This is a genomic window from Streptococcus intestinihominis (genome assembly GCF_046824975.1).
Lineage (GTDB): Bacteria > Bacillota > Bacilli > Lactobacillales > Streptococcaceae > Streptococcus.
This window is the reverse complement of record NZ_JBKQBL010000001.1, coordinates 533,121-535,383: the sequence shown is the minus strand read 5'-3', so window position 1 is coordinate 535,383 and position 2,263 is coordinate 533,121. Positions and strand designations below refer to the sequence as shown.

Sequence of the window (2,263 nt, the reverse complement as noted above, 5' to 3'; positions counted from 1 at the left end):
ATCGGATCTTGGTTGTAGAGGGAGGAAGTGATCGCAACTCTACTATCGAAAACATCATCCTGGCTATCGATGAGCTGCAACCTTTGACAGATGAGGACATTATCGTCACCCATGATTCGGTTCGTCCCTTTGTCAGCTTAAAAACCATCCAAGAGAATATTGAATTGGCCAAGAGCCATGATGTTGTGGATACAGTGGTCGAAGCGACCGATACCATTGTTCAAAGCTTGGACAATACCTTTATCACGGATATCCCAGAGCGCCAATACCTTTATCAGGGTCAAACCCCTCAAACCTTCAAAATGAAAGACTTTCTTACCTTGTATCATGATTTAAGTGACCAACAAAAAGAAGTCTTGACAGATGCCTGCAAGATCTTTGTCATTAATGGCAAAAAAGTTGCCCTTGCAAAAGGGGAATATTCCAATATTAAAATTACGACGATTACAGATTTGAAAATTGCACGCGGTATGATTGAGGACAATTAATATGTTGAACCAAATCTTTCAGCTGACTCAGCCGAAAAATATTACCATCAAATACCAAGAAGAAGACATGAGCCGTGGAGACAAGGTGTTGATTCGCCCCTATTACATGGCTATTTGTCATGCGGACCAACGTTACTATCAAGGGAAACGGGATCCTAAGGTGCTTAAAAAGAAATTACCCATGGCCCTGATCCATGAGTCGTCTGGTATCGTGGTAGCGGATTCTACGGGAACCTATCAACCAGGACAGATTGTGGCTATGGTTCCCAATCAACCTCCTCATCAAACAGAGGGTGTCTTCTTTGAAAATTATTTGGAGGGGACGCACTTCTTGTCTAGTGGCTTTAATGGCTTTATGCAGGAAGTTGTTGCCTTGCCACTGGATCGTGTAGTGGCTTATCCAGAGGAAGTTCGGGGTCCTGTGACAGCCTTAGCGGAATTTAGTAGTGTTGCCATGCATGCCATTCATCGCTTTGATCTCATTGCCCACCAACGAAGAGAGTCCGTTTTGATTTTAGGAGATGGTAGTCTTTCATATGTGGTTGCGACTTCTTTGCACTATCTATACCCAGATTTGAAGATAACTGTAGTTGGGCGCAACAGTGATAAACTGCAATTGTTTAATTTCATTCATCAAGCAATTTTGACCAGCGAGTTGACAGACGACCAACGGTTTGATCACGCCTTTGAGTGTACTGGTGGCCAAGGAAGTGAACCAGCCATCAATGATATTATTGATCATATCAAGCCTCAAGGAACCGTGATGTTAATGGGGGTTAGTGATAACCGGGTCGCAGTCAATACAAGAGATGTTCTTGAAAAGGGATTGACCTTTGTGGGGTCTTCTCGCTCAGGTCGTAAAGATTTCGAGCGGGCTGTAGAGATGCTGGCTAATCGTCGGGTACAAAGTCGTTTGAAAAACATTATTCACGTTGATGGAGAAGTTCAAACCATCCCAGACATTCATCGAGCTTTTGCGACAGATTTAATCACACCTTTTAAAACGGTCTTTAAGTGGGGATTGTAGCCAATCATGAAAGTTCTTAAAAATTACGCCTATAATCTCTCCTACCAGTTGCTGGTGATTATCTTGCCGATTATCACCACCCCTTATGTGACACGGGTTTTTAGTTCAAATGACTTAGGGACCTATGGCTATTTTAACTCCATCGTCACTTATTTTATCCTGTTGGCGACGCTAGGGGTGGCCAATTATGGAACTAAGGAGATTTCGGGGCACCGGAAAGATATCCAAAAGAATTTCTGGGGGATTTATACCCTCCAGTTGGGGGCTACGATTTTATCTCTTACCCTCTATGTTCTTTTGTGTCTAACCCTACCTTCCATGCAAAATCCTGTCGCTTATATCTTAGGACTTAGCTTGGTTTCTAAGGGACTCGATATCTCCTGGCTTTTTCAGGGGTTAGAGGACTTCCGCAAGATTACGGTTCGGAATATCACGGTCAAACTGGTTGGAGTCATCTCCATCTTCTTGTTTGTCAAATCTGCCAATGATCTGTATCTCTATGTATTCTTACTGACTATCTTTGAGCTCTTAGGTCAGCTCAGTATGTGGCTACCTGCTCGGGAGTTCATTGGGAAAGCCCATTTTGATATGGCTTATGCACGGGTGCATTTGAAGCCGGTTATTCTGCTCTTTTTACCGCAGGTTGCTATTTCCCTCTATGTCACCTTGGATCGAACTATGCTGGGGGCTCTCGCCTCTACAAAGGATGTGGGGATTTATGACCAAGCCTTAAAACTCGTCAATATTT

At 43.4% G+C, this 2,263-nt stretch carries 3 protein-coding genes; all 3 read left to right on the top strand.

What is annotated here, in order from left to right:
- Positions 1-488, top strand: a 488-nt coding sequence (locus ACLOR3_RS02650; protein WP_412036966.1) for a D-ribitol-5-phosphate cytidylyltransferase, incomplete at its 5' end; no start/stop codon positions are given.
- 1 nt (position 489) lies between these two features.
- Complete coding sequence (locus ACLOR3_RS02645; protein ID WP_411400159.1) at positions 490-1,515, top strand: zinc-binding dehydrogenase; 1,026 nt, start codon at positions 490-492, stop codon at positions 1,513-1,515.
- A gap of 6 nt (positions 1,516-1,521) precedes the next feature.
- A partial coding sequence (locus ACLOR3_RS02640; protein WP_412036965.1) for an oligosaccharide flippase family protein occupies positions 1,522-2,263 on the top strand: 742 nt, incomplete at its 3' end.